Annotated in this window: 14 protein-coding genes and 3 pseudogenes; 11 read left to right on the forward strand and 6 right to left on the reverse strand. The window is 69.3% G+C overall.

Annotation, left to right across the window (positions count from 1 at the left end):
• Positions 1 to 43: 43 nt before the first annotated feature.
• Positions 44 to 1,633, reverse strand: coding sequence for a PucR family transcriptional regulator (locus OG385_RS26860; RefSeq protein WP_266858433.1), 1,590 nt, complete (start codon positions 1,631 to 1,633; stop codon positions 44 to 46).
• A 367-nt stretch (positions 1,634 to 2,000) separates the two neighbouring features.
• Here OG385_RS26860 and OG385_RS26865 point away from each other — a divergent pair, with 367 nt between their 5' ends.
• Complete coding sequence (locus OG385_RS26865; protein ID WP_266858435.1) at positions 2,001 to 2,705, forward strand: GntR family transcriptional regulator; 705 nt, start codon at positions 2,001 to 2,003, stop codon at positions 2,703 to 2,705.
• 50 nt (positions 2,706 to 2,755) lie between these two features.
• Complete coding sequence (locus OG385_RS26870; RefSeq protein WP_266858437.1) at positions 2,756 to 3,619, forward strand: hypothetical protein; 864 nt, start codon at positions 2,756 to 2,758, stop codon at positions 3,617 to 3,619.
• A 534-nt stretch (positions 3,620 to 4,153) separates the two neighbouring features.
• Here OG385_RS26870 and OG385_RS26875 read toward each other — a convergent pair.
• A pseudogene (locus OG385_RS26875) lies at positions 4,154 to 5,128 on the reverse strand (aldo/keto reductase); the annotation flags it as partial.
• A gap of 52 nt (positions 5,129 to 5,180) precedes the next feature.
• Between OG385_RS26875 and OG385_RS26880 the strand changes: the two are divergent.
• From OG385_RS26880 to OG385_RS26895, 4 genes and pseudogenes are all read left to right on the forward strand, one after another.
• Complete coding sequence (locus OG385_RS26880) at positions 5,181 to 6,263, forward strand: IS630 family transposase (RefSeq protein WP_266861187.1); 1,083 nt, start codon at positions 5,181 to 5,183, stop codon at positions 6,261 to 6,263.
• A 332-nt stretch (positions 6,264 to 6,595) separates the two neighbouring features.
• Complete coding sequence (locus OG385_RS26885) at positions 6,596 to 7,528, forward strand: aminoglycoside phosphotransferase family protein (RefSeq protein WP_266858438.1); 933 nt, start codon at positions 6,596 to 6,598, stop codon at positions 7,526 to 7,528.
• A 142-nt stretch (positions 7,529 to 7,670) separates the two neighbouring features.
• A pseudogene (locus OG385_RS26890) lies at positions 7,671 to 8,028 on the forward strand (hypothetical protein); the annotation flags it as partial.
• Positions 8,011 to 8,371, forward strand: a pseudogene (locus OG385_RS26895) (transposase); the annotation flags it as partial. The pseudogenes OG385_RS26890 and OG385_RS26895, both read left to right, overlap by 18 nt.
• Positions 8,372 to 8,500: 129 nt before the next feature.
• Here the strand turns inward: OG385_RS26895 and OG385_RS26900 are convergent.
• The 3 genes from OG385_RS26900 to OG385_RS26910 form a co-directional block, all read right to left on the reverse strand.
• The gene (locus tag OG385_RS26900; protein ID WP_266858440.1) at positions 8,501 to 8,899 is read right to left on the reverse strand and encodes a hypothetical protein; all 399 of its coding nucleotides are present in this window, start codon (positions 8,897 to 8,899) and stop codon (positions 8,501 to 8,503) included.
• 434 nt (positions 8,900 to 9,333) lie between these two features.
• Entirely contained in the window at positions 9,334 to 9,579 is a 246-nt protein-coding gene (locus tag OG385_RS26905; RefSeq protein WP_266858442.1) for a hypothetical protein, read from the reverse strand.
• 97 nt (positions 9,580 to 9,676) lie between these two features.
• Positions 9,677 to 10,189, reverse strand: coding sequence for a hypothetical protein (locus tag OG385_RS26910; protein WP_266858444.1), 513 nt, complete (start codon positions 10,187 to 10,189; stop codon positions 9,677 to 9,679).
• Positions 10,190 to 10,421: 232 nt separating this feature from the next.
• Between OG385_RS26910 and OG385_RS26915 the strand changes: the two genes are divergently transcribed.
• Positions 10,422 to 12,809, forward strand: coding sequence for a tetratricopeptide repeat protein (locus tag OG385_RS26915; RefSeq protein ID WP_266858445.1), 2,388 nt, complete (start codon positions 10,422 to 10,424; stop codon positions 12,807 to 12,809).
• 533 nt (positions 12,810 to 13,342) lie between these two features.
• Here OG385_RS26915 and OG385_RS26920 read toward each other — a convergent pair.
• On the reverse strand, positions 13,343 to 15,145 hold the full coding sequence (locus OG385_RS26920; protein ID WP_266858447.1) for a glycoside hydrolase family 15 protein: 1,803 nt from the start codon (positions 15,143 to 15,145) through the stop codon (positions 13,343 to 13,345).
• Between the two features lie 450 nt (positions 15,146 to 15,595).
• Between OG385_RS26920 and OG385_RS26925 the strand changes: the two genes are divergently transcribed.
• The 4 genes from OG385_RS26925 to ald all read left to right on the forward strand — a co-directional run bounded on the left by OG385_RS26925 (position 15,596) and on the right by ald (position 21,478).
• Entirely contained in the window at positions 15,596 to 17,254 is a 1,659-nt protein-coding gene (locus OG385_RS26925) for a CTP synthase (RefSeq protein ID WP_266861189.1), read from the forward strand.
• Between the two features lie 84 nt (positions 17,255 to 17,338).
• The gene (locus OG385_RS26930; protein ID WP_266858449.1) at positions 17,339 to 17,965 is read left to right on the forward strand and encodes an NUDIX domain-containing protein; all 627 of its coding nucleotides are present in this window, start codon (positions 17,339 to 17,341) and stop codon (positions 17,963 to 17,965) included.
• Between the two features lie 225 nt (positions 17,966 to 18,190).
• Positions 18,191 to 20,173, forward strand: a complete 1,983-nt coding sequence (locus OG385_RS26935; RefSeq protein ID WP_266861191.1) for an AAA family ATPase — start codon at positions 18,191 to 18,193, stop codon at positions 20,171 to 20,173.
• A 189-nt stretch (positions 20,174 to 20,362) separates the two neighbouring features.
• Positions 20,363 to 21,478, forward strand: a complete 1,116-nt coding sequence (gene ald / locus OG385_RS26940; RefSeq protein WP_266861193.1) for an alanine dehydrogenase — start codon at positions 20,363 to 20,365, stop codon at positions 21,476 to 21,478.
• The last annotated feature ends 246 nt before the right edge of the window (positions 21,479 to 21,724 follow it).

A 21,724-nucleotide genomic window follows, 5' to 3' on the forward strand; every position in this document is an offset into this window, starting at 1 on the left:
GCTCCCGCCTGCGGATGGCCCGCTCCCGCCGAGGGGCGCCCTGCTACGGGGTGTGCCTGCGGGCCCGCAGCGCCAGGCTCAGGGCGAGCACCGTCTGCGGGTCGTCCAGGTCGGTACCGAGGAGCTCGGCGATCCGCGCCAGCCGGTTGTAGAGCGTCTGGCGGTTGAGATGCAGCTCGCGTGCCGTCTCGGCCTTGCGGCCCGCGTGTGCCAGATAGGTCTGGAGCGTGGGCAGCAGCGCGGGCCGCGACGTGCGGTCGTGCTCGCGCAGCGGGCCGATCGCCCGGTCCACGAAGGCCGCCAGGTCCGGCTGGTCGCGCAGCCGCCAGAGCAGCAGGTCGATGTCGAGGCGCCGTGCGTCGTACCAGGGGCGGTCGGGCAGCCCCTGCGCGGCGGTCGCCGTCTCGGCGGCGTGCCGCAGCCCGGCCGATGCCGCGGCCCAGCCGCCCGCCACCCCCACCACGACGATCGGCGGATGCGCGCCGGCCCGCTCCAGGCCCGCGCGCGCCACACCGGCCCGCAGCGCGACGGCCACCCGGTCGGCCACGGTGGTGCGCTCCGACTCCGTACGCAGACCGAGGAGCAGTGGGACCCGGCCCTCCACGGGGCGTACGCCGAGGAGCACCGGCACCCCCACGGAGCTCAGCTCCTCCAGCACAGCCCGGGCCAGCACGGCCCAGTTGCCCGACGGCGACAGCTCGGCCGCCAGCCGCATCACCACGGGCAGCAGCGGACCCTCACCCGGCCGGAAACCGAGCACCCGGGCCTGGGCGGGAGCGTCATGGGCGGAGACCCGCCCCTCGGCCAGGTCGGTCAGGAAGTCACCGCGCCCGCGCGCTGCCAGCTCCTCCTCCTGCCGGGCCTGCATCAGCACGACGGCGAGGATCCCGGCGGTCCGCTCGGCGGCCATCCGGTGCACCTGGGCCAGCGGCGCCGACACCGGGAGGAGCGCCAGCCTGGCCCGTACCGAACCGGTGCCCGAGCCGCCGCCCGCCACGTCCACCAGGACCGCGCCCGCCGGACGGTGTCCGCGCAGCCCCTCCCACACCTGGAGCGGCTCGCCCTCGCCCGCGGCGTACAGCAGCTGTCCGTCGGGGGTCTCCAGGAAGACCGGGTTGGCCGTGAACTCGGCCAGGATCGAGAGCACTTGAGGCACCCCGCCACCGCCGAGCAGCGCCTGTGTGCACCGCCGGTGCACTTCGTCGGCGCGCTGCACCAGGGCGTAATGACCGTTGATGATCTCGGTATGGACCTCCTCCGTCACCGAGACGAAGGGCACCTCCCGGTGCAGCTGGACCAGCGGCAGCCCGGCCGCCCGCGCGGTCTCCACGAGTGTCGACGGCAGCCGCGAGAAGCGCGGGCCCAGTTCCACCACGAGGGCGGCGATCCCGCGGTCGGCGAGCCGGCGGACGAACGCCCGCTGCTCGGCGGGGCGGGTGCCAAGACCAAGACCGGTGGTGAGCAGCAGCTCGCCGCCCTTGAGCAGCGAGGCGATGTTCGGCACCTCACCGGCGTGCACCCACCGGACCGTGCGGCTGAGCCGGTCGCCGCCCGCGACGACCTCGGGCAGCCCACCGCGCAGTCCCGGCAGCTCAAGCGCCCGCTGCACTGTGATTCCGCCCTGGTTCTCCATATGGCCGGACGCTACCCGAAGCCGTCGGCGCAGGTTTCCGTGAGCCGGGGTCGTGAAGCGCGTTGCCCCGCGGATTCGTGAGGTGATCCCGGGACTGCGCCATCGGGGTCGTCGCTTCATCGTGTCGTTCTGCCCGGGACAGGTAGGGGTGTGACCGGGATACGCGCCAAGGGCAACGGGATGATCTCGAAGCCCTGAGCGCCCGTCGCCCGTCACTCATCCGGCTCGGTGCCGGTGGTGGTGATGCGGCCGAGGGAGGTCCCACCGTGGCGGTGCCAGGAGACGATGCGGTCGCGCTTCTGCTCACCATCGAGATCGACGGTAACGCTGATAATCGATTATCTTCCTGATCGTCTATTGTGTAGGCATGACCCAGACGACCCACCCCTCAGCCTCGGCGGGGAAGCAGATGCTCTCCGAGCGGGTCTACACACACCTGCGGGAGGCGATCATGCGCGGGGACCACGCTCCCGGTGACGCCCTCAAACCCCAAGACCTCGCGAAAGAGCAGGGCGTGAGCCTGGCCGTTGTGCGCGAGGCGCTCGTGCGGGTGGTCGGCGAGGGCCTCGCCGACCGGCTGCCCAACCGCGGCTTCGCCGTCCCGGCCTTCTCCGATCTCCGCTGGCAGGAGATCGCGGAGGCCCGCCGGACCATCGAACCGGTCATGCTGCGCATGTCCATCGAACGCGGCGACGTCGACTGGGAAGCCCGCGTACGAGCCGCCCACCACCGTCTGACCCGCACCCCGGCGTACGTACCGGAGGAGGGCGAGCACTACAGCAGCACATGGGCCGAAGTCCACCGGGTCTTCCACCGCACCTTGCTGGAGGGGTGCGGCAACCTCGTCCTGCTGGAGACCTACGACCGGATGTGGACCGCGAGCGAGCTGGCCCGCCGCTGGTCGGCGCACCGCAACCCCGACCGGGACGGCGCCCTGGAACATCGCCGACTGGAGGAGGCAGCCCTCGCCCGCGACGCCGGCACCGCAGCCGAGGTCCTGACCCAGCACCTCACCCAGACCGCGGCCGGACTGACCGACTGCCCCCACCACGAGCCCACGGACGCAGCCTGACGCGCGCCGCCCGCCTGACCGCACCTGATCACCGAGACCGGAGTCACCGCATGACCATCTTCGAGGCGAGCACGAGCCGCCACTGCCACAACGCTGTCAGCCCTCTGCACGCATCCGTGTACTTCGCGCCGGAGCCGGAGGAAGAACTCGCGGCACTGGGGCTGGAGCGCGGATCCATGGTCTACCTCGCGAGCCGCGCGGCGCCGCTCGGGGCCGTCGACGCGGGCACCGTCACAGCGACGTTCTACAACTTCAACCACCAGCACGTGCAGCGGTACATCCCCGCCGCATGGACCGTCACCACACCGGACAAGGTGCTCACGGCACGCCTGCGCGGCGCGGACCGAACGCTGCAGCGGCTGCTCGGGAAGGAGGCCCTCATGTCCACAAAGATGACCGAGGCGGCCGAACTGGCGCTGCACGCCACCGAAGCCTGCCGCCGAGAGGCACGGCCGCTGTACGCCGCCAACGCCGACCTCCCCGTACCCGAAGAACCGCACCTGGCTCTGTGGCACGCCGCGACGCTGCTGCGCGAACACCGGGGTGACGGTCACCTCGCCGCCCTGGCGATCGCCGGCCTGTCCGGCATCGAGGCGCTGGTCCTGCACAACGCCACCGGCACGGCACCGACTTCGGCACTGTTCATGCGGACCCGCGGGTGGTCCGCGCAGCAATGGGACACCGCCCGGAACCAGTTGCGCGAGCGCGGCCTGCTGGACGAGGCAGGCAACCTCACGCAGGCGGGCACGGCCCTGCGCGGCGAGACCGAGGTGCTCACCGACCGCCTCGATGCCGCCCCGTACGACCACCTCGGCCGGGCCGCCACCGCACGCCTCACCGAACTGGCCAGCGGCTTCTCCGGAACCCTCAGGGCAGCGGGCGCCTTCCCCGCGGTGCACTTCGGCAAGGGCTGAGGCCTGCTTCCCGGCCCGGCGCGTCGTCCTGGTCACGAACCCGGACGGCTGCCCCGCCCCCCCGGCTCAGCGGCTCGGTCAACGGTCGCTGTCCGGCATGGCATGGACCTGCGCCGGTTTGAGTCAAGGGCAACCAGCCGACACTGTTCACGCAGATCAAGGCGCTGCCGTGGAAGGACGCTCCGGTCGTGGACAACAGCGAGGACCGCGCCCACGGCCGCATCGAGCGGCACAGTGTCAAGGTCGTCACCGCCGCCGGGATCCTGTTTCCGCGCGCCCGCCAAGCCATCCAGATCACCCGCAAGACCCGGCGGCTCGACAGCACGAAATGGACCACCGAGATCGCCCACGCGGTCACCAGCCTGACCGCCGAGCAGGCCACCGCGCGCCAGCTCGCCACGTGGGTACGAGGCCACTGGCGCATCGAAAACCGACTGCACTTGGGCCCGCGACGTCACCTTCGACGAGGACCGATCTCAAATCCGACTTTGCCCGGATCCTGGTCCGGACGCTCAGAAAGTCGGGCGGGGTTCTGCGGCCGAACCGTGACTGCAACTGCTCAGGGAGACGTTCGCCCTGGATCCGGATGTTGGCCGCGGCCTCTTCGATCCGATGCAGGTCGCCGGTTGTCAGCTCGACGTCGAGTGCGCCCAGGTTCTCTTCCAGGCGGTGCAGCTTGGTGGTGCCGGGGATCGGCACGAACCACGGCTTCTGCGCCAGCACCCAGGCGAGAGCGATCTGGGCCGGAGTGGCTCCCTTGTCGTCGGCAATCTGCTGCAGCAGGTCGATCAGCACCTGGTTGGTTTGCCGTGCTTCAGGGCTGAAGCGCTGAAGCAGGCGGCGGAGGTCGTTGTCGGCCAGTGACGTGCTGGAATCGATCTTGCCGGTCAAAAATCCTTTGCCGAGCGGGCTATAGGAAACCAGACCGATGCCCAGTTCTTCCAAGGTCGGAATGATTTCGGTTTCGTGCTCGCGCATCCAGAGCGAGTACTCGCTTTGCAGTGCCGTTACTGGCTGAACGGCGTGGGCGCGACGAATCGTCGCGGCACCGGCCTCGGACAAGCCAAAGTGCTTTACCTTGCCTTCGGCGATCAGCTCCTTGACCGTGCCGGCCACGTCTTCAATGGGCACGTTGGGGTCGACGCGGTGTTGGTAGAGCAGGTCGATGCTTTCGGTTTGAAGACGCTTGAGCGAGGCCTCGGTCACTTGGCGGATCTGCTCGGGTCTGCTGTCGACCCCGGACATCGGGGTCGGCCCGTGCTCGCCGTGCTTGATTCCAAACTTGGTGGCGATCACCACCTGGTCGCGGACCGGTGCCAGCGCCTGACCGACCAAGTCCTCATTGGTAAACGGTCCGTAGACCTCGGCAGTGTCGAAGAAAGTCACGCCGTGGTCAACGGCCGCCCGCAGCAGCTTCGTCATCTCGGCCGTGTCTTGTGGCTGACCGTAGAAGAAACTCATGCCCATGCAGCCGAGCCCGAGAGCCGAGACTTCGAGGTGTTGTCCTAGTGTTCCGAGTCAGGAATTCCGCGTATATGTGTAGGCTTGTTATATGGCGCGGATGGGGCGGCCGAAGGCCGAGTTGACTCTGTCGGATGAGGAACGGGCCGCACTTGAGGAGTGGGTGCGGCGTCGTTCCACGCCGCAGGCGTGGGCATTGCGGTGCCGGATCATCCTGGCCTGCGCCGAAGGCACCTCCAACAAGGACGTGGCTACTCAACTCGGTTCCACACCACAGGCGGTGGGCCGCTGGCGGGCCCGATTCGTGCAATATCGAATCGCAGGTCTGGGTGACATGCCACGTCCGGGTGGCCCCAGGACAGTGACGGACGACCAGGTCGCCGCGGTCGTCACCAGGACGCTGGAGTCCATCCCGAAGAACGCGACACACTGGTCGACGCGGTCGATGGCGAAAGAGATGGGTCTGTCCCAGTCGTCGGTGTCCCGGATCTGGCGGGCGTTCGGCCTGCAGCCACATCGCTCGGAGACCTTCAAACTGTCAACCGATCCGTACTTCGTCGACAAGGTCCACGACGTCGTCGGTCTCTACTTGGACCCGCCCGAACGGGCGTTGGTGTTCTGCGTGGATGAGAAGTCGCAGATCCAGGCCCTGGATCGGTCGCAGCCGGTGCTGCCGATGATGCCCGGTGTTCCCGAGCGGGCGACCCATGACTACGTCCGCGCCGGCACCACCACGTTGTTCGCCGCACTCGAGGTGGCCACCGGCAAGGTGATCAGCTCCCTGCACCGCAGGCACCGGGCCGAGGAATTCAAGAAGTTCCTAGTCAAGCTCGACAAAGAGGTGCCTGGCGACCTGGAAGTCCACCTCGTCTGTGACAACTACGCCACCCACAAGACACCCGCCATCAAGAAGTGGCTGCTGGCCCACCCCCGGTTCCACCTGCACTTCACACCAACCGGCTCGTCCTGGCTCAACCTCGTCGAGCGATGGTTCGCCGAACTCACCAACAAGCAGATACGGCGAGGCGTCCACAAATCCGTCCACGCCCTTGAGAAGGACATCCGCAACTGGATCAGTGCCTGGAACACCGACCCGAAGCCCTACGTCTGGACGAAGACCGCAGACGAAATCCTCGAACGCCTCGCCAGCTATCTGAACAGAATTCCCGACTCAGAACACTAGTTTGCGTTTTTGCATTAGAGATACTCCTGGGATATTGATCATCTGGCTCCCGCTTATTCGTGTTCAGCCGGGAGCCGGTATAGAAGTTGGACAGCCTTCCGGGACGGCCGGCGAGACCCTAGTGATAAAGGCATGCCCTCAACGCTATGGCTTTGGAGTGCACTCCAAGCAAGCGGAACAGGTAAGAAATCGGCAGGGTGCTCCCGCGGGGCGGCGGCTGCACCCCTGGGTGCTCCCGGGCCGCTCAGTACTCCAGCTGTAGATCGCGATCTTCGTAATGCGGGGCCGGCTGGGCTTGGTGGCTGCGGCGGGATGGTGCGTAGGGTGCCGGGGTGATCGCGATGCCAGAGGAGTTCGCACAGAGCACTGTCGACCGCGAGGGGGAGGCCGGGGTGGTGTGGCTCGCCGAGTTGCCCGGGATCGTGGAGGAGCTGCTGGGGCGCTGGGGGTGTATGCCGGATGGCGAGGTCATGCACGGGGGCGTTGGTGTCATCGTTCCGGTACGGCGGCGGGCTGAGGAGGGCGCCGTGCTGAAGGTGTCGTTTCCGCATCCCGGCAACGTTCACGAGCCGGATGCGTTCGTTGCGTGGGGTGGGTGCGGTGCCGTCCTACTGCATGAGCGCGACGACGAGCGGTTCGCGATGCTGCTGGAGCGGGTTCAGCCGTCGACCCTGGCGGAGGTCGAGGACGGCGACGAGGTGGTGACGGTCGCCGGGCGGCTCAATCGCCGCCTGGCCATCCCCGCACTGCCCGGCCTGCCCCGGCTGCGTGAGCAGGCCGATGTCTGGGAGGAGCAGCTGTGCAAGGACGCCGTGGAGCTGCCGCAGGCGCCGCCGCGCAAGGTGCTGGACGCCGCCGTGGCGACCGTTCGGGAGCTGGGTCGGGCCCAGCCGGACACCCTCATCCATGGCGACTTTCATCCCCGGAACATCCTGCGTGCCGACCGGGAGCCGTGGCTGGCGGTCGACCCCAAGGGGTACGTGGGAGACCCCGCCTACGACGGCGGCACACTGCTGAAGTCCCGCGCGCTGATGCTCCTCGAAGCGGATGACCTGCGCAAGGCTGTCCACCGGGTCTTGGACGTCTTCGCCGAGGCCGCAGAACTCGACCGTGAACGCGTCCAGCGGTGGGCCCAGTTCCATGCCGTCCAGGCTGCGTTCTGGGGCCGCCGCCACGGCTTTCGTATCGCCCGCAGCGGACCACGGCTGGACTGGCTCACCGAATTCGCCGACCGCCTGGCTGAGTTGCTCACCGAACGCTCGTAGAGCGTGATGGTGCTGGCCGGGTCCGGTGGGTGGACGAGTGTGGCCACCGTTGACCATCGTGAGCTGTGTGGACTGACGATGAGATGGCGGCCAAGGTCACAGCGTGGATCCGGCCCGGTGGCGGGAGACGTTCGCGGCGGTCATGGGCCGCATCGCGGGCCGATTCGCCCGATACGAACCCTGTTTGCGGGCCGGGCGGCTGGTACTGGGCCTGCTGTCGGACTTGCCCCACAAGAACTGCTGGGCGATCGCGGAGTGGGCCGGGGGGGGGGCCAGCCCGCACGGTATGCAGCATCTCTTGTGCCGGGCCTCCTGGGGTGTATCTCTCGGCCGGGCGCGGTGCGAAGGGACAACGGTTCTACGACTGCACCGTCGTCGACCTCGCCGACCCGACGCCGGGCAGCCACCAGCTCCTGATCCGCCGCAGCCGCACTACCGGCGAACTCGCCTACTACCGCTGCGACTCCACCGAGCCAGTCCTGCTGACCGTGCTGGTCAAGCGAGAAGTGTCATGCTTCCGGGCGGAGTTGTACGCGTGTCTGACCGCGCGGGGCGAGGCGTTGTTCGAGGCGTTGGTTCGAGTTGTGCGGCGCGCTGCTGTGCACGGTTGGGCCGGTGCGGACGCTCGTCGACCTGGCGCTCGCGCCGGAACACCGCCGCGGGCACGGCGCCCTCTACGCCGGCCTCAACCAGGGACGGATCGACGTGACCCGACTGCGCCGTGCGCTGGTCTCGATGCCGTAGCCGAGGGCCGCGGACTGTCGTATCGTGCTGGCCGCGGACGTCCCGCCATGGCTGCGGCCGGACGTCGACACCTGCCCTGACCGGACCTTCTGCCACGTTCGGCCGGGGTGAAGGGACCGGGGTCACCCCGGCCGGCGAACCACGCAGCCAGGGGCCCGGGTGCGCTGCCGCCCGGCGGTGGCAGCACACCCGGACCTGACGGTCAGCGGGCGCGGGCCGGGGCGGCTGTCACCCGAGGGAGATCGGGTCGGTGCCGAAGGTCCAGGAGCTTCCGGACCTCGCGTAGACCTGGATCGGGGTGCTGCCGTAGTCCTCGCCGGAGATGGAGTCGCACTGGCCGGGCGCGAGGACGGGAGTGATGTGCCCCGGGCTGGTGACGTTGTCGCCCGCCGTGTCCTTGATCCAGAAATAGAAGCTGTTCGCCGAGCTCTGGTAGTTGCACAGCCGGGCGGACACCCACGGGTTGTCGTCCAACGTGTGCCAGCCAGTGATCTCCACGCCGTGCGCAGAGTTGGAGTCGGATCCGGTTGCGGCGGATGCGCTTCCCGACGCGAGCCCCAGCCCCGTGACGGTCAGTGCGGTCACTGCGGCGAGGGAGGCGACTCGGCGCCCCAGCTTGAACTGCATGTCTTCCCTTTCGATTCGGACGGGACGAACGATCCGTGTTCACAACCCTCTGGCAAGTCATGGCACGGACAACTGTCCGACAAGCCATGCCTCGCAGAGGGAGTGGGTGCAGCTACTTCTCTTGCGTGCTCGCCGCTATATGGAGATCGGCGGCGTCTCTCCCCCGTACCAGTAGGCAGGACTGGTGAAGAAGGAAACTCCCTAACCACCCGCGCCGTCTCCATCCACACACGTCCTGACTTGAAGGCCATCCGCGGACAGATAGCGGCAGCCGCCACCTGACTGGTCGGCCGAGGCGGCGCCCGCAGCGCCAATGGAGATGCCCGTGACAAGTGCCAAAGCGGCTGCGCCGCCGGCGACAGCCCGTCGAAACCTCATGGTTCGTTCCTCTTGTAGGCGGGCGCTGCTGTGAGGGGTCCTGTCGGAACTCGAAGCTACGCGGCCATGGGAAGCTGGGAAGGATCTGTCTGCACAGTGAAGAGAAGTGCCGTCGCGCGCATGGAGGTTGCCGAGGTAAAGCAGGCTGACGGCATCCGGATGTACTTGCCGCTGCTGGACGGCACTGGGCTGGGGCACGAGACGTTCTCGACGGGGGCGCCGGCCGGGGTTGCGGCGACGAGGCCAGCGGTGGTGAGGCCGGCCGCGATGGCTCCGGCCGTCAGTTTCAGGGCGAGTTTCATGTGGTCCCCCCGACGTCTGTGCGTCAACGGCCTGTGTCGATCTTGCCAACTCACCCACAGGCCGCGGGCTGCTCTCCAGTCATCTCGCTGAACGCCATCAGCACGGGCCCGCGTCGCTGTTGCCCGAGTTCGCGCCACTGGCATAGGCGTGCCACGAGCCGTAGCCCTCGCCGCAGGCGAGGGAGATATTGACCGTCGCCTGCCAGGTGTCGGGCTTGGAGTTGTGGATCGGAACCCAGCCGGTGGTGACGTCCTGCGGGCCGAGGATCGTCTCGGTGTTGTTGCACGGAGGGTTGGCGAACCCTTGCGGCCTGAGGCAGGGGTTCGCTGACCAGTTGCTCGGGAGCGGGTCGTTGCGGTGGTTGACCCAGTAGCTGTAGGAGTACTGGAAGTGGGCGCGGGCGCTGCCGCAGCTGTCGTACTGCTGCTCCACCTGGCCGGCGTACTCGCCGCCGACATAGATGTTGCCAGGGGCGCCGATGTCGATGATGGTGCAGCTGGCGGGGGCGGCGTGTGCGACTCCGCCGACGTCGATGATGGTGCCGCCTGCGACGGCCAGGGTCGCGGCGGCCATGGCGATGGTGCGTCGGGCCGTTCCGAGTTTCAGCATGGGTGTGTTTCCCCCGCGTAGTTGATACCCCTTGCCGGAGCATCTGGTTGTTCCTCTGGTTTCGTGCTGCCGCTTGGGTCGACCTTGCGCGAAGTGGCAGGTCCAGGCTGCCCGGGGCACTGGAGTGGAGTCACGATTCCCGTACGAATCCGTACAGCCCGCTTATAGACTCTCCTTGTCAGCAGCACGGCTTCACGGGGGAGCGAGCGTCGTGGGTGGGCAGCGGGGTGCTATGCCGGATCCGAGCAAGGCGGCGGATCTGGCGGAGTTCGTCTGTTTGCTGGGTGAGTTGCGGGCCTGGGCGGGGATGCCGTCGTACCGGGTGCTTGCCAGAAGGGTCGGGCCGCTGATGCGACCGGCACGGGTTGTCTCACTGTCCACGGTCGTGGACGCTTTCAAGACCGGACGCAGTCGCCTGGACCTGGACCTGGTCGTGGGAATCGTCCGGGCGCTGGGGGCGGACGAACCTGCGGTCGATCTCTGGCGCAAGGCATGCATCAAGGTCCACGGGCTGGCCAAGACCGGCGGCCCAGTCGGCGTCTTCGGTCAACTACCCACGGATCTGGCGACGTTCACCGGGCGCCGTGAGGAACTCGCGCGCCTGATCGCGGCCGCGACGCAGCATCACGACCGCAGCGGTGCGACCACGGTCGTGATCTCCGCGGTCGAGGGCATGGCCGGGGTCGGCAAGACCCAGCTAGCGATCCATGCCGCCCACAAACTGGTACGCGCCGGGCACTTCATCGACGTGCAGCTGCATGTGAACCTGCGCGGCTTCGACCCCGAACTCCCGCCCGCGGACCCGTCCGCGGTGTTGGAGGCGTTCCTGCGGCAGCTGGGAGTAGCCGCGCAGCAGATCCCCGAGAGTCGGGACGAGCGGGCGGCGATGTACCGCGACCGAATGCGGGATCGCCGTGCCTTGGTGCTGCTGGACAACGCCGCCACCGAGGACCAGGTCCGCGACCTCATCCCAGCCGGGCCCACATGCCTGGTCCTGATCACCAGCCGCCGCAGTCTCGCCGGACTCGACGGTGCCTCCCCGCACCTGATCGACACTTTCACCCAGACCGAAGCACTCGACCTGCTCACCCGGATCGCCGGACACGACCGTGTGGCCGCCGAACCCGAAGCTGCCGCACGCGTCATCGGGTACTGCGACCGCCTCCCACTCGCCCTGGCGCTGACCGCCGCCCGGCTCCGTTCCCGGCCCGCCTGGAGCCTGGCCGAACTCGCCGACCGGATGCAGGCCGGGCGTCTGGAGGCGATCAGCGCCGGCGGCCGCGCAATACGCCCTGTGTTCGACGCGTCCTACCAGGCACTCCCGGACAGGGCACAGCAGGTGTTCCGCCTCATCGGTCTTCACCCCGGCCCGGACTTCAGCGCAGCGGCGGCCGCCGCATTGGCGGGCATCACCGCCGGCGGGGCCGCCGAGGTACTGGAACTGCTCCTGGACGAACACCTGCTCCAGCAAAAGCGCAGCGGGCGCTTCGAACTCCACGACCTGCTCCGCGCCTACGCCAGTGAGCAGGCCAACACCATTGACCCTGGCCAGGAGCGCCGCGCCGCAGTGCACCGGATGCTGGATCACTATGGGCATACCGCACACGACGCCGCCCTGCTGTTGGAACGGGGCCGGGACCCGCTGAGCCTGCCCCCGCCGCAACCGGGGGTCTGCCTGGAACACTTCGCCGATCACGAGCGGGCGCTGGCCTGGTTCACCACCGAACATGCCGTGCTTCTAAGCGCCGTAGGCCACGCCGCCGCCACCGGTTTCCACGCCCACACCTGGCAGCTGGCCCACGCCCTCGCCACCTACCTCGATCGGCGCGGGAACTGGCACGACCTTGCCGCCGTCGGCAACACCGCCATAGACGCCGCCGACCGGCTGGCCGACCCCCTCGGGAAGGCCATCGCCCACAACATCGTCGCCCGCGCCCACCGCCGCCATGGCAACTATGAGGACGCCCAGCATCACCTGCGCCACGCACTCGACCTGTTCGGCCGGATCGGTAACCTGGATGGGCAGGCCGATACGTACATCGAACTCGCCAGAGTGAAGGCATGGCAGAGCCCTCCTGCCATCGCCGAAGCACGTGCACTTGCCCGTCAGGCCCACGCCTTGTACCAGTCCCGTGGCCACCGGCTGGGGCAGGCCCAGACCCTGACCGCCATCGGCTGGTCGCACGCGCGCCTTGGCGACTATGCACAGGCCTTGACCTGCTGCCGACAGGCTCTGCCTGTCCTTGAAGAATTCGACGACCGTGAACGGCAGGCCCATGCCTGGGACAGCATTGCCTACGCCCACAGCTACCTGGGTCAGCACACTCAAGCCGTCGCGTGCTACAGACTCGCCCTTGATCTGTGCCGCGGCCTCGGCGACCGCCCGCTAGAAGCAGACATCCTCAATCGCTTCGGCGACGCCCACCATGCCGCGCACTGCCCCGATGCAGCCCACGATGCCTGGCAACAGGCCCTGGACATCCTCACCGAACTCGATCAGCCCTACGCCGACCAGATCCGCAGCAAGCTCGGTCTGTACGGTGACCGGTGGGAAGTCCCGGACAGGGGGCGTGTCAGAGGGCATGAGAGGACGTTCCGAACCGGCATGACCTTCTTGTAGTCGCCTCCCTCATCGGCAGCGAGACGGGACACCCGTTGCGGCGAGAGCCGTACGCCTTGTCACCGCTGACGTGATCGGGCCGGGTGCGGGGCCGCTCGTCCTGCGGGCGAATCCTGCAACTCTCGAATGCCGGCACCCCACCAGTGCGCGGAGCGCCGCCGAAGGCGCCCTTGACTGACCGGACCAGCCTCACACTCAGCAGTCGGGCGGCCCGTCACGGTCCCGGCCCAGGTGGGGAATTACGCCGCGCAGATCATGTAGTCCGTGGGGGATCACGCAGCCGCTCACACGGCGCGGCCACCGCCGTACCCGTCGGATCACCGACCCCGCGATTTCCCAGGCGGCCCCACTGGCCGCCAAACGCCGGAGTCCTGCCCCGGCCGCGCACGCAGACGCTGACCGGGGCGGTCCCGTACACAAAGAGGGGAACTACTTGCTCATGGGGGGCAGGAATCCCATCCCCCTGTCCTATTGGCCACGCGGTGGACATCACCGGTGGGAAACGGACACGGGATCCGGGATCCCACAGCAGGTCACCCTCCGTAGGCACCCGAGGCCGTGAGCCGCAGCGCGGTGTCGATCAGCGGCACATGGCTGAAGGCCTGCGGGAAGTTGCCCACCTGGCGCTGGAGCCTGGGATCCCACTCCTCGGCGAGCAGCCCGAGGTCGTTGCGGAGCCCGAGCAGCTTCTCGAAGAGCTTGCGCGCCTCGTCCACCCGCCCGATCATCGCCAGGTCGTCGGCGAGCCAGAACGAGCAGGCGAGGAAGGCGCCCTCGTCGCCCTCCAGCCCGTCGACGCCCGCGGCGCCGCCCGTGGTCGGGTAGCGCAGGACGAAACCGTCCGGTGTGGACAGTTCGCGCTGGATGGCCTCGACGGTGCCGATGACGCGCTTGTCGTCCGGCGGCAGGAACCCCATCTGCGGGATGAGCAGCAGGGACGCGTCCAGCTCCTTCGAGCCGTAGGACTGCGTGAAGGTGTTGCGTTCCTTGTCGTAGCCCCGCTCGCAGACATCGCGGTGGATGTCGTCGCGCAGCTCGCGCCAGCGCTCGATGGGCCCGTCGGCGTCCCCGGACTCGATCAGCTTGATGGTCCGGTCGACGGCGACCCAGGCCATCACCTTGGAGTGCACGAAGTGGCGGCGCGGCCCGCGCACCTCCCAGATGCCCTCGTCGGGCTGGTCCCAGTGGTCCTCCAGATACCGGATCAGCTTGAGCTGGAGCAGGGACGCGTAGTCGCTGCGGGCAAGGCCCGTCATATGGGCGAGGTGCAGGGCCTCGGTGACTTCGCCGTACACATCGAGCTGGAGCTGTCCGGCCGCGCCGTTGCCCACCCGGACGGGGCCCGAGTTCTCGTAGCCCGGCAGCCAGTCCAGCTCCGCCTCGCCGAGCTCGCGCTCCCCGGCGATCCCGTACATGATCTGCAGGTTCTCCGGGTCGCCCGCGACGGCCCGCAGCAGCCACTCGCGCCAGGCGCGGGCCTCCTCGCGGTAGCCGGTGCGCAGCAGTGACGAGAGCGTGATCGCCGCGTCGCGGAGCCAGGTGTAGCGGTAGTCCCAGTTGCGGGAGCCGCCGATGTCCTCGGGCAGTGAGGTCGTCGGCGCGGCGACGATGCCGCCGGTCGGCGCGTAGGTGAGCGCCTTGAGGGTGATCAGCGAGCGGACCACGGCCTCGCGGTAGGGGCCGTGGTACGTGCACTGCTCGACCCAGTCGCGCCAGAAGTCCTCGGTGGCCACCAGCGAGTTCTCCGGCTCGGGCAGCGCGGGCGGGGCCTTGTGCGAGGGCTCCCAGCTGATGGTGAAGGCGATCCTGTCGCCCGGTCCGACGGTGAAGTCGGAGTACGTCGTGAGGTCCTCGCCGTAGGTGTCGGCCGAGGTGTCCAGCCAGACCGAGTCGGGCCCCGCGACCGCGACCGTGCGCCCGTCCACCTTGTGGACCCAGGGCGTCACCCGCCCGTAGCTGAACCGCATCCGGAGTGCGGAGCGCATCGGGACGCGCCCGCTCACCCCTTCCACGATCCGGATCAGCTGGGGGGCGCCGTCACGCGGCGGCATGAAATCCGTCACACGGACGGTGCCGCGCGGCGTGTCCCACTCCGATTCGAGGATCAGTGAATCCCCGCGGTAGCGGCGCCGGTCAGCGACCGGCGGACATGCCGAAGGGGCATGCGCGGGTCCCAGCCGCCAGAAACCGTTTTCCTCGGTCCCCAGCAGTCCGGCAAAGACGGCGTGCGAGTCGAAGCGGGGCAGGCACAGCCAGTCGGCCGTCCCGTCCCGGCAGACCAGGGCGGCGGTCTGCATGTCTCCGATGAGTGCGTAATCCTCGATGCGCCCGGCCACGTGCAATCTCCAGTCGAACGGCCACGTCGCCCCTCGGGGCGCTTGTGTTGCAGTCAAGGGCTGTTTGGAATAAGCGCTGACGAGCGCCGGCGGGCGCAAGTTCCGGAGAACGGGCGGGGGTGGTGCCGGCTTCCGGCCGTCTCGGCAGCGAGTGTCCGAGCAGGATACGACGCACCCAGGTGATCCGCATGACCTGCCAGGCACCCTGACTGGTCCGAACGGGTGAGTGTTGAGTGACCGGATTGCGGCCGTCCGGTGAAGGTTGAGCTGTGTGTGGCGGAGGCGGTGCTGTGCGTGGCCGGGAGCGGTCTCCCGCCGTCGCTGATACCCTGGTGGCCCGTGGACCGGTGGTCATTACGCCCCGAACCGCAGCGACGGCACCCCCGGAATTCTCCGGGCCCCGTGTCGGCACGCACTCCAGATCGCGACCACGGGAGCCCCCTCTTGGCCATGCAGGCCCGCAACTCAACATCCGCGACGACCAAGCACATCTTCGTCACCGGGGGTGTCGCCTCTTCCCTCGGCAAGGGTCTGACCGCCTCCAGTCTCGGTGCGCTCCTCAAGGCCCGCGGCCTGCGGGTCACGATGCAGAAGCTCGACCCGTACCTGAACGTCGACCCGGGCACGATGAACCCGTTCCAGCACGGTGAGGTGTTCGTCACCAACGACGGCGCCGAGACCGACCTGGACATCGGCCACTACGAGCGTTTCCTCGACGTGGACCTCGACGGTTCCGCCAACGTCACCACCGGCCAGGTCTACTCGACGGTCATCGCCAAGGAGCGGCGCGGCGAGTACCTCGGTGACACCGTGCAGGTCATCCCGCACATCACCAACGAGATCAAGCACCGCATCCGCCGGATGGCCACGGACGACGTCGACGTCGTCATCACCGAGGTCGGCGGCACGGTCGGCGACATCGAGTCGCTGCCGTTCCTGGAGACCGTCCGCCAGGTCCGCCACGAGGTCGGCCGGGACAACGTCTTCGTGGTGCACATCTCGCTGCTGCCCTACATCGGCCCCTCCGGCGAGCTGAAGACCAAGCCCACCCAGCACTCCGTCGCGGCCCTGCGCAACATCGGCATCCAGCCCGACGCGATCGTGCTGCGCGCCGACCGCGACGTACCGACCGCCATCAAGCGCAAGATCTCGCTGATGTGCGATGTCGACGAGGACGCCGTGGTGGCCTGCGTCGACGCCAAGTCGATCTACGACATCCCGAAGGTGCTGCACACCGAGGGACTGGACGCCTACGTCGTCCGCAAGCTCGACCTGCCGTTCCGCGACGTGGACTGGTCCACCTGGGACGACCTGCTGGACCGCGTCCACAACCCCGACCACGAGGTCACCGTCGCGCTGGTCGGCAAGTACATCGACCTGCCCGACGCCTATCTCTCGGTCACCGAGGCCATCCGGGCCGGCGGCTTCGCCAACCGGGCCCGGGTCAAGGTCAAGTGGGTCACTTCCGACGACTGCAAAACGCAGGCCGCCGCGAAGAAGCAGCTCGGGGACGTCGACGCGATCTGCATCCCGGGCGGCTTCGGCGAGCGCGGGGTCGACGGCAAGGTCGGCGCGATCCAGTACGCCCGCGAGAACCGGATCCCGCTGCTCGGCCTCTGCCTGGGCCTCCAGTGCATCGTCATCGAAGCGGCGCGGAACGTCGCGGGTATCCCGGACGCCAACTCCACCGAGTTCGACGCGGCCACCGGCCACCCGGTGATCTCCACGATGGAGGAGCAGCTGGCCTACGTCGAGGGCGCCGGCGACCTGGGCGGCACCATGCGGCTCGGCCTCTACCCGGCGAAGCTCGCCGAGGGCTCGCTCGTCCGTGAGGCGTACGAGGACCAGCCGTACGTCGAGGAGCGCCACCGCCACCGCTACGAGGTCAACAACACCTACCGCGCCGAGCTGGAGACCAAGGCCGGTCTGGTCTTCTCGGGCACGTCCCCCGACAACAAGCTCGTCGAGTACGTCGAGTACCCCCGCGAGGTGCACCCCTACCTCGTCGCCACCCAGGCCCACCCGGAGCTGCGCTCCCGGCCCACCCGGCCGCACCCGCTCTTCGCGGGTCTGGTGAAGGCCGCCGTGGCGCGCAAGACGGGCAAGTAGCACGCGGACACGGGCGTTACGGTTGACCGGGGCGGGGTTCTCATGAGCCCCCGCCCCGGTTTCCGCATTTGAGAGGACGCTTCCATGGCCATCAGGGACACCGCAGAGGAGTGGCAGGTCACCGCGACCACCACCCCCTTCACCGGGAACAAGACCAGCGTCCGCACCGACGACGTCGTGATGCCCGACGGGACCGTCGTGCACCGCGACTACCAGGTCCACCCCGGCTCGGTGGCCGTCCTCGCACTCGATGACGAGGGCAAGGTCATCGTCCTGCGCCAGTACCGCCACCCCGTACGGCAGAAGCTCTGGGAGATCCCGGCGGGGCTGCTCGACATCCCCGGTGAGAACCCGCTGCACGCCGCGCAGCGCGAGCTGTACGAAGAGGCGCACGTCAAGGCCGAGAACTGGCGGGTGCTCGCCGATGTGTACCCGACGCCGGGCGGCTGCGACGAAGCCGTACGGATCTTCCTCGCCCGTGAGGTCTCCGAGGCCGAGGGCGCGCGCTTCGAGGTCTCCGAGGAGGAGGCGGACATGGAGCACGCCCGGGTCGACCCCGCGGAGCTCGTCCGGGGCGCGCTCGCCGGAGAGCTGCACAACACCTGCCTGGTCGTGGGGGTCCTGGCGCTCACCGCCGCCCTCAACGGCGACGGCCTGGACGCACTGCGCCCGGCCGACGCCCCCTGGCCCGCCCGGCCCTTCGAGGCGTAGAACGGCCCCGCCCGGCCACCGGCACTTTCCGGCCCCCTCTTTTCGGCCCCTCTTTTCGGCTTTCGATCTGATGATCTGCTGATCCGATTGAGGGACATGCCTACTGTGCCCGCCCTGCCCCACCTGGTTCGTCTGAATACGTGAACTACGCTCGGCACCGTCCCGTCCGGGCCCCCGGCGGGCCGGTGCGCAGGCGGACGGAGCGAGCCCGTGACGGATCAGGCGGTGGACGCGGTCGACCGGGTCACGACATCGGACGCCGACCGGACGACCGGTCACTTCTTCGGCAGGCAGCGGGAGTTGAAGGCGCTGCGCGCCGACATCGAGCGGGCAGGTCTGGACACCATGGCCGGCCGCAAGGGCGCCCGCCCCCGGGTGCTGCTCATCGCGGGAAAGCCGGGGTCGGGGCGGAGCGCACTCGCCGCCGAACTGGCCGGACAGCTCACCGCCGACTACCCGGACGGGGTGCTGAGCGCCCGGCTCACCACACCCGGCGGCGACCGGGTGCCCGACGGGGACACCGCACGCCGGCTGCTCGGCGCGCTCGGCGTCCCCGCTCCCGCGGGCGCCGCCGACGACGACCTCACCGGACTGGTCCGCGAGGCACTGGCCGGGCGCCGGGTCCTGCTCGTCCTGGACGACGCGGCTGACGCCGGACAGGTCGATCCTTTCCTTCCCGACATCTCGGACTCCCTGGTCGTGGCCGTCTCCACCGGCCCGCTGACCGGTATCCCCGATGTCAGGCCCTGCACGCTCGGCGGTCTGGACACCGGGTCCGCCGTCGGACTGCTGGGAGATTTCACCGGCGCGGTCCGCGTCACCGTGGACCCGCGGACCGCCGAGGCGCTGTCCGAGGAGTGCGGCGGGCAGCCCGCGGCGCTGGTGCTGCTCGGCGGCTGGCTCGCCGCCAGGCCCAAGGTGTCGGTCGCGGACGTCGCCCAGCAGTTCCGGAACCTGCCCGACGAGGCCGACGGGCCCGCGGCCGCCCGCCCGCTGGCCCGCGCCTTCCGGTTCGTGTACGGCTCCCTGCCGCAGCCGGCCGCCCGGATACTGCGGCTGCTGGCCCTCGCCCCCGCCGGACTGGCCGACGCGCACACGGCGTCAGCGCTGGCCGGCTGCTCGGTGTCAGCCGCCCGGTCCACCCTGGAGGACTTCGCCGGGCTGGGCCTGCTGCGCGCCTGTTCGGAGGGGCAGTTCGAGGTGCCGGGCTGCCTCGCCCCGCTGCTCCGCGCACTGATGGAGGCCCAGGACCGGCCCGCCGAGGTGCAGCTGGCCAGGGCGCGGCTGCTGGAGCGGACCGTGCGGCTGCTCCAGTCCTGCCGGGCGGTCACCGACCCGGACGGCTCGCCGTCCCGCAGGAAACTGGCCGGGCTGCCCCGCACGCTCCGCTTCGCGAACGCCCCGGCCGCCGCCGAGTGGCTCCGGCTGCGGGAGCCCGCGCTGCTCGCGAGCGCACGGCTGGCGGTCGCGGACGGCGAGCTGGACACGCTGGCCAGACGGCTGGTCGCCGCGTTCGTAAGGGCCCTGACCGCGCACCGCGGGGCCGAGGCCGCCGCCGCCGAGCTGTACGGCCTCCACCAGCTGGTGCTGGGCGTCGCCGAGCGGCGCGGGCTGCACCGGGAGCAGGCGGCGGCGCTGCTGAACCTCGCCGATCTCGACGCGCGGACCGGCCGCACCCGCGAGGCCCTGGACCGCTACCGGGCCGCGCTGGACGCCGGACGCGCGGCGAACGACCCGTACGCGACCGGCCGGGCGACGGAATCCGTCGGCGGCGCCTACCAGGAGCTGGGGGACTGGCAGCGGGCCTGCGACTGGTACGGGCGAGCGCTCTCCCAGCGGCAGGCGCGGGGGGAACTGGCGGACGAGTCCCGGCTCCACGGACGGCTCGGCACCGTGCACACCTATGCGGGCCACTACACCGACGCGCTGCGCAGCTGGCGGGCCGCCGTGGCCGGGTACCGCAGGGCGGGGGACCTGCCGGCCCAGGCGCGGGCGCTCAGCGAGGTGGCCCGGGTGCAGGAGTACGCGGGGCGCCCCGACGAGTCGCTCCGCACTTGTACGGAGGCGGTGGAGTGGGCCCGGCGCGCCGATGACGTGCGGCTTCAGGCGGCGCTGCACCTGCGGCTGGCCGACACTCTGGAGCGGCTGGGCGACTCGGCGGCGGCCCAGCTGCACCGCGGTTCGGCTGAGAGATTGCTGGCCGATTAGAGATTTGCCTACGAAATCCGTGGTGGCTCGACTGAAGATTATTGCTTTGGAAGGCTAGACAGCACGAAGTCCTTCATTAACACTGGTTTTCATCGCGTCCATCCGGGATGCCTCAGCTCTGCTGTGCATTGCCGGATATATGCGTCATCTCCAGAACATCACCCCCCAGATTCAAGGACCGTGATCGACGTGCTGGTCGGCATCCCCCGCGAGGTCAAGAACAACGAGTTCCGGGTGGCCATCACCCCGGCAGGCGTGCACGAGCTGGTGCGCCATGGACACCAGGTCGTCATCGAGCAGAGTGCGGGCGTCGGCTCCGCGATCACCGATGAGGAGTACGTGGCCGCGGGCGCGCGCATCCTCCCCACAGCCGACGAGGTGTGGGCCGCCGCTGACCTGCTGCTCAAGGTCAAGGAGCCCATCGCCGAGGAGTACCACCGCCTTCGCAAGGACCAGACGCTCTTCACGTACCTGCACCTCGCCGCTTCCCGCGCGTGCACGGACGCCCTGCTGGAGTCCGGCACCACGGCCATCGCGTACGAGACGGTCGAGACCGCGAACCGCCAGCTGCCGCTGCTCGCCCCGATGTCGGAGGTGGCCGGCCGGCTCGCCCCGCAGGTCGGCGCGTACCACCTGATGCGCTCGGCGGGCGGCCGCGGTGTGCTGCCCGGCGGTGTGCCCGGTACGGCGGCGGGCGAGGCGGTCGTCATCGGCGGCGGCGTCTCCGGCTGGAACGCCACGCAGATCGCCATCGGCATGGGCTTCCACGTCACGCTGCTGGACAAGGACATCAACAAGCTCCGCGAGGCGGACCGGATCTTCGGCACCAAGGTGCAGACGATCGTCTCGAACGCGTTCGAGCTGGAGAAGGCGGTCGTCGCTGCGGACCTCGTCATCGGCGCCGTGCTCATCCCCGGTGCCAAGGCGCCGAAGCTCGTCACCAACGCGCTCGTCGCCAAGATGAAGCCCGGAAGTGTACTTGTCGACATTGCGATTGATCAGGGCGGCTGCTTCGAGGACTCGCGTCCGACCACGCACGCCGAGCCGACCTTCCAGGTCCACAACTCGGTGTTCTACTGCGTGGCGAATATGCCGGGCGCGGTGCCGCGTACGTCGACCTACGCCCTCACCAACGCCACGCTCCCGTACATCGTGGAGCTCGCGAACCGGGGCTGGGAGGACGCGCTGCGCCGCGACCCCGCGCTCGCGCTAGGTCTCAACACGCATGACGGGCAGGTCGTTTACCGCTCGGTCGCCGAGGACCTCGGTCTTCCGCACGTCGAACTGAGCGCCTTGCTCGGCTGACCCGTCAACACGCGTCGTCAATCTCACGCAACCGGCCGGACCTTGCACGCCGAGGTCCGGCCGGTTGCGCGTCTGCCCCCTTTGCGCCCCTCGTTCAACTCGCCGCGAACGTAACCCTTTAGCCGTTTCGTACACCCGTGAAACCCGCCGAGTGATCCCTGTACGCCCTTGACACCGGGGTGTTCCGTTGCCGACACATCGGGCCGGGTCCGGCGGATTGTGTTGCTGCGGACCGGTGACACGCCA

Origin of the sequence: Streptomyces sp. NBC_01306, from assembly GCF_026340465.1 — a bacterium.
Lineage (GTDB): Bacteria > Actinomycetota > Actinomycetes > Streptomycetales > Streptomycetaceae > Streptomyces.

Bases quoted from the DNA above. Each gene is read 5' to 3' on its own strand.
- OG385_RS26860 (WP_266858433.1), bottom strand. From the start codon at position 1,633: ATGGAGAACCAGGGCGGAATCACAGTGCAGCGGGCGCTTGAGCTGCCG.
- OG385_RS26865 (WP_266858435.1), top strand. From the start codon at position 2,001: ATGACCCAGACGACCCACCCCTCAGCCTCGGCGGGGAAGCAGATGCTC.
- OG385_RS26870 (WP_266858437.1), top strand. From the start codon at position 2,756: ATGACCATCTTCGAGGCGAGCACGAGCCGCCACTGCCACAACGCTGTC.
- OG385_RS26880 (WP_266861187.1), top strand. From the start codon at position 5,181: ATGGGGCGGCCGAAGGCCGAGTTGACTCTGTCGGATGAGGAACGGGCC.
- OG385_RS26900 (WP_266858440.1), bottom strand. From the start codon at position 8,899: ATGCAGTTCAAGCTGGGGCGCCGAGTCGCCTCCCTCGCCGCAGTGACC.
- OG385_RS26905 (WP_266858442.1), bottom strand. From the start codon at position 9,579: ATGAAACTCGCCCTGAAACTGACGGCCGGAGCCATCGCGGCCGGCCTC.
- OG385_RS26910 (WP_266858444.1), bottom strand. From the start codon at position 10,189: ATGCTGAAACTCGGAACGGCCCGACGCACCATCGCCATGGCCGCCGCG.
- OG385_RS26915 (WP_266858445.1), top strand. From the start codon at position 10,422: ATGCCGGATCCGAGCAAGGCGGCGGATCTGGCGGAGTTCGTCTGTTTG.
- OG385_RS26925 (WP_266861189.1), top strand. From the start codon at position 15,596: ATGCAGGCCCGCAACTCAACATCCGCGACGACCAAGCACATCTTCGTC.
- OG385_RS26930 (WP_266858449.1), top strand. From the start codon at position 17,339: ATGGCCATCAGGGACACCGCAGAGGAGTGGCAGGTCACCGCGACCACC.